Raw genomic sequence first — 5,935 nt, 5'->3', positions numbered from 1 at the left:
TTCCCGACCTGGTCGACCGGCTCCGGGAGCTGCTCCGCCGGCCGGACCGCGACATCCGTCACGGTCAGTCCCTTCCGTCCACATTGACCGGACTGCGACGGGCCGGCCGGTAGACGACCGGCCGGCCGGGCAGGGCCGCACCCGGTACCAGTCTCGCGTGGCGCGCCCCTACGCCTCGATGATGTCCCGGATGGGTGACGGGACGCGGCCCGTCCCGTCACCCATCCGCTCCGTACTCGGTAATACCGGGCCGTCCCCGGTCATGCCGGCTGGCCCCGGAAGCGGAGCGGGCGCCGGCGGTGAAACGCGCCCGACATTCCGGCGATGCCCGTGTGACGGCGTTCGAGTGGCGACGCCCGTCGAATCTGTGCCCCGGATGAATCCGTCCCGGACAAACCCGTCCCGGATGAATCCGTGCCCCGGGCGAATCCTCCGTCAGGACCGGGCGGCGCCCCGGGCCGGCGACGAAACCTCCTCGTGGTAATCCTCGTCGACGTTGACCTCCCACACATCGTGCTTGGTGCCGTCGATGATGTTCTGGACCGTGAGCATCGCGGTGAGCATCGAGTGGTCCTGGTTGTTGTAACGGTGCATGCCGTTACGGCCGACCGGGTGGACGTTCGGCGTGTTCTCGGCCAGCCAGGCGCGGATGATATCGACGTTCTTCTTGTAGTGTATGTCGTAGTATGGATATGCCTTCGGCATGCGTACGACGAAACCCTGTTTCACCTGCTGGGCCCTGATCAGACCCAGTTCGACGAGTTCTTTCGTCCCGAGCGCGACCAGTTCCTCATCGGGGGCGTTCCAGGTCTCGTCACCCTCGAAGACGAAGTACTCCAGGCCGAGGCAGGTACGCCCGTCCTTGACCAGGAACGGCGACCAGGAGGCGAAGTTCTGGATCCGGCCGACCTTGACGGCGGGGGAGTGGATGTAGATCCAGTTGTCCGGAAAACCGGCCGAGGCCGGCACCACGAGGGCGATGGTGAGGAAGTCGCGGTACTTCAGCGCGTTCGCCGCCGCCAGCACGTAGGCCGGTGCCGGCGGGTCCATCACCCGGACGAGGGAGGAGAACGACATCGACGAGATAAATTCGTCGGCCTGGTACTGGTACTCGCTGCCGAGGTCGGAGCGCGAGGACTCCGGGGCACCGGCCCCCGGGCCGTACCCGCCGGTCACAGTCGTGGTGACGCCGGTCGCGCGGCCGTCGGCGTGGTGGATCTTGCGGACCTTCTCCTCGAAGACCACTCGGCCGCCCTGTTTAGTGATCTTGTCGGTGGCGGTCTCCCACATCATTCCGGGCCCGTACTTGGGGTACTGGAACTCCTCGATGAGGGAGGTGATCTCCTTCTGGTTCCGCTTCGGTAGGACCGCGTTCACGATCGCGTTCATCATGGACAGGCTCTTGATGCGCTGCGCGGCCCAGTCCGAGGGCATCTCGCTGACCGGAACGCCCCACAGTTTCTCGGTGTAGGTCTTGAAGAAGGTGCGGTAGAGCCGCCAGCCGAAACGGGCCACCAGCCAGTTCTCGTAGTTGCTCTGGTCCTGCGGCGGCCGGATCCGGGCCGCAGCGTAGGAGGCCATGCAGCGCGCCGCCTCGACCAGGCCGAGCCCGCCGAGCGCGTTTCCGGCCTTGAGCGGGTAGTCGAAGAACTTCCCGTTGTAGTAGATGCGGCTCGATCGGGGGCGCAGCAGGAAGTCCTCGTCCGGCAGGATCTCGTGCCAGAGCTTCTCGACTTCGGGAACCTTGGTGAAGAAGCGGTGGCCGCCGATGTCGAAACGCCAACCTTCACGCTGGGCCGTACGGCTGATTCCGCCGACGACCGAGTCACCCTCGATAATCGTCACGGGGACGTCCCGTTTCACCAGCTCCCAACCGGCGGTCAGACCTGCCGGTCCGGCTCCGATGACGACTACCTCTGGCTTTTCGGTCACTGTGCAGGACCTCTCCTCAACACACACTCATGGTCACTCGGGTGGACGGACACCGGGCATCGCGCCACCGGGACGCCGGACCCCTGGGACCGGTCCCGGGTCGCAAGTGTTGCATGGCGCGAGCGGAGACCCGTCCGCACCCCCTCGACCCGTCCGCACCCCCTCGCCCCGACACCATGCGATGATCCGTGATACGTCCGCCCTATTCCCATAACGCGCGTCCGGGCCGCCTGATCGGGTGCGGCTCTGGCATCGTGCGCACATGGCATTGCCGATACCCGGTCAACGGGCACCGCAGACCTCGCCTCCCCCGGACGGGCCGGTTCCTCCGGGGCGGGTGATGCCGGCGATCCTGGTCGGCTGGTGCGCGGTGGCCGGTGGCATCGCGGCCAAGGATGGTCGGTACGGCGCCTGGGCGCTGTCGAGCGTCCTGGTAGGTTTCGCGGCAGTGATCTTGGCGGTGGTGGTCGTGGCCGGCACCGCCGGCCCCGCCGCCGACGCCGGTACCGCCAGCACCGCCGTGGCCGTGCGCCCGCGTGGGTGGTTTGGGGCGTGGCTGCTCGTGGCGGTCATGATCGGCGTCGTGCCGCTCGTGCGCCGTCCCCGCTACTACGCCGTCGGCCGGTTCGCCACGGTGGCGGACGTGCTCGCGATCCTCGCGGGCCTGCTCGCCGCCGGGTCGATCCTGGTCATGCTGCACCGCGCCGCCCGGGGGCGCCGGATCGGCCGGGAGCCCCACCAGGGCCGGGGCCGGCTCGATGTGCTCGCCTCTCCGTGGGTGTTCTGGCTGGTCCTGGCCCTGGCCTGCGCGGCGGGCGTCGCCACGATCCGCGCCGTGCCGACGCCCCGCATCGACGTCTTCCACCTGCTCCAGGTCTCCACGGCCGGCCTGCCGCACGGGGCCGACATGTACCGGCAGCAGTGGGCGCCGAGCCGGGCCGAGTACCCGGTCGACGGCTTGTTCGACGTCTACCCCTATCTACCGGTCACGTCCGTGCTCCTGGCTCCCTTCCGGCTTCTGCTCGGTGACGTCCGTTACGGCCTGCTGCTGGCCCTGGCGGTGGCGGCGGTCCTGATCCGCGCGGTCGCGGGCGCGGGAAGGGCACCCGGGGGAAGGGCACCTGCGGCGCCGGCGGTGGCCGCGCTGCCGTTGCTGGTCGTCGTGTTCCCCGAGTCGATGTACGCCCTGCAGCAGTCCTGGACCGAGCCGTTGCTCGTGGCGTGCCTGGCGGCGACGGTGTGGGCGTCGACGAGCGGGCGGGGACGGGTGGCGGTCGTCGCGTTCGCGCTCGCCCTGGCGACCAAACAGCACGTCGTGCTGCTGATCCCCATGGCGGCGGGCTACCCCGCGTTCGGGCCCCGCCGGACGGCCGCGGCCGCGGTCGTGGCGGCGCTCCTCGTCGCCCCCTGGGTGGTGGCCGGTCCCCGGGACTTCCTCGACGACGCGGTCTGGACGAACCTCCACTACGAGGTGCTCGCCCACTCGCTGTCCCTGCCGGGCCTGGCGTCGCATTTCGGGGTCACGCTCGGATTCGGCTTGACCGCGGTCGCCCTCCTCGGTGCCTACACGGCGGCCTGGCGGGCCCGCGGGGACGCCACCGGGTTCTGCCTGGGGGCCGCGTTGGTCCTGCTCACCCTGAACCTGATGAACAAGCAGACCTTCTTCAACCACTACACGTTGCCGATGGGTCTGCTCGTGCTGGCCGTCGCGGCCCTCGCCGTCGACGACCCCGCCCGCGCGGGCGGTCAGCGCAGCGTGGAGAACCGTTCCAGCGACGCGCCCTCGTACAGGTTGCGCCGCTCGACCTGCACGGTGCGGTCGCGCAGCGTGGCGAGCTGGTCGGACAGCACGGCGCAGGCGCCCTCCAGGAACCGGTAACCGTCCGCGCGGACGAGCAGCACGGCGTGGCCGGGACCGGCCAGTTCGTTGACCTCGGCCGCGAAGCTGGTGCCGTTCGCCCGTTTCATCCGGTCGGCGTAGTCGACCCAGTCGACGAGCGCCGGGCCGGAACTGTCCGCGTACACGATCTCCCGTACCGTGACCTCGCCGTGCCGTTCGATTGCCCGGTGCACGGCCGGGCCGAGCTGGTCCGGGCAGTAGGCGACCACGTCTCCCGGCCGGGCCAGCGCGACGATCCGGTCCGCGATCTCCCCGGCCTGGGTGCGTTCGGTCCGGGCGAGCTGCCACCCGCCGAGCAGGCCGCTGAGCGAGGCGACGACCAGTACCCCGGCCCGCACATGCCGGCCCGGCAGCTGGGCGATGCCGAGGGAGGCGAGCAGCAGGCAGGCCGGCAGGGCGATGCCGGTGTATCGCTCGGCGTAGGCGCTGCCGCCGAACATGTTCACGAAGTAGGCCAGGACGAGGGGGACCAGCCAGATCGCGGCCAGGTAACGGCCCGGCACCCGGCCGGAGAGCTTGACCGCGAGCTCCCGCCCGTCCGGACGCGCGGTCAGGCCGATGAGCGCGCCCCCGAGCAGCACGATGCCGAGCAGCGCACCCGTGGAGGTCGGGCCGGCCCAGTCGAAGACCGTGTCCAGTAGCACCTGGGCCTGCACCTTGGGCGCCCAGGGCGTTCCGGTGTGCAGCATCTGGAACAGGAACGACGGCATCCACGGTGCGAACAGCGCGGCGGAGGCCGCCATCGCGGCGAAGGCCCGCAGGGTCACCTGCCGGTACTGGGGCCGCCGCCGGGCCTGCAGCAGCATGAACGCCGCCACGGTGAAGATCAGCAAGAACGTCCAGTAGTGGGTGTAGACGAGGGCGGTGGTCGCCAGCGTCAGCATCGCCAGCCGGGCCGGCTCGGAGCGTTCCAGCGCCCGCACGGTCGCGAGCCCGAACACCAGCACCAACAGGACGACCAGCGAGTACATCCGCGTCTCGCTGCCGTAGCGGATCGCGTAGGGAGAGCAGGCGAACATCAGCAGAGTCGCCAGGATCACCCAGGCGTCGGCGTCACGGCCACCGTTTCCGGCCTGGGAGGCCGTCCGGCCCACCCGCCGCCCAGCCAGCCACGCCACCGGCAGCGTCGCCAGCGACAGCACCCCGGACAACGCCCGCACGGCGACGTCCCCGTCGCCGAACACCGCGATCCAGGCGTGCAGCAGCAGATAGTACAGCGGCGGTGAGCCGTCGTGCCGCAGTGCGTCGAGCAGCTGTGGGACGGGGCGCGAGGCGATGGCGACCGTCAACGACTCGTCGAGCCACAGATGGCTGGGGGTGGCGAACCGCATCAGCGCGCCGGCGGCGACGGCGAGTATGACGGCGACTACCAGCAGCTGCGGGCTGGCCGCCGCGATCCGCGCCACGGCGGTGGTCGTGCACGCGGTCCCGGGCGTGATGACCGTCCCGGTCGTGACACCGGCTGTGGCACTGTTCGCGGCTGCGGCCACGACCGCGGTCACGGTCGCGGTCACGCCCACCGGCGCCTGGGGGCGGCGGGGACCCGAGAGCACCGCCGGCCCGGATCCGGCGTCCTGGCCGGCGGTTGGACTCCCGGATGCGTCTACGTTCACCATGCCCCCTCGTCTGCCACGATCTTGCCTCCCGTCAGAGAACCGCCTTCCGCCGGGTGGCCGCAGTCGCCTGCTGGCGGGGATGTACGCCCCGACGTTTCAGACTGTCATCCGTTCGTCGCCGTCCCGTACGCGGGCTGCCTCCCCAGCCGTCGCGCCGCCCGCCCGCCGCGCGCCGGACCCGCCGTCGGGCCTGTCGTCCGGCCCCCCCGTCGGGATCGTCGTCGGGATCGTCGAAGCCGCCGGCGGTCTGCCCGGCGAGCAGAGCCGGGAGCAGCGTCATACGGCGCCGTCCGCCCGAGCTCCGCACGGCGTTGCGGATGGCCGGGCCGTTCACGGGCACAATCGACAGGTGGGCCTGCGCCCGGGTCAGCGCCGTGTAGATCAGCGGACGGGTGAGCATCCGGCCGGCCTCCGGCGGGAACACGGCGACGACGGCGGGCCACATCGCTGCCCTGCGCGCGGTGCACTGTCACCGCCCAGCCGTGCC

General features: G+C 70.8%; 3 protein-coding genes and 1 pseudogene. 1 reads left to right on the top strand and 3 read right to left on the bottom strand.

Features of this window, described 5'->3' with window-relative positions; all coding sequences use genetic code 11:
- Positions 1–435 precede the first annotated feature (435 nt).
- Entirely contained in the window at positions 436–1,932 is a 1,497-nt protein-coding gene (locus tag ACY45C_RS09545) for an NAD(P)/FAD-dependent oxidoreductase (protein ID WP_462187266.1), read from the bottom strand.
- Between the two features lie 262 nt (positions 1,933–2,194).
- Between ACY45C_RS09545 and ACY45C_RS09540 the strand changes: the two are divergent.
- Positions 2,195–3,553: pseudogene (locus ACY45C_RS09540) on the top strand (glycosyltransferase 87 family protein); the annotation flags it as partial.
- 125 nt (positions 3,554–3,678) lie between these two features.
- Here ACY45C_RS09540 and ACY45C_RS09535 read toward each other — a convergent pair.
- Together ACY45C_RS09535 and ACY45C_RS09530 are read right to left on the bottom strand one after the other, a co-directional pair.
- Entirely contained in the window at positions 3,679–5,448 is a 1,770-nt protein-coding gene (locus ACY45C_RS09535) for a glycosyltransferase family 39 protein (protein ID WP_462187265.1), read from the bottom strand.
- Between the two features lie 31 nt (positions 5,449–5,479).
- Entirely contained in the window at positions 5,480–5,848 is a 369-nt protein-coding gene (locus tag ACY45C_RS09530) for a hypothetical protein (RefSeq protein WP_462187264.1), read from the bottom strand.
- Positions 5,849–5,935 lie beyond the last annotated feature (87 nt).

This window comes from Frankia sp. CcWB2 (assembly GCF_977927585.1).
The sequence above is the reverse complement of the archived record's forward strand: the minus strand, read 5'-3'. Positions and strand labels throughout refer to the sequence as shown.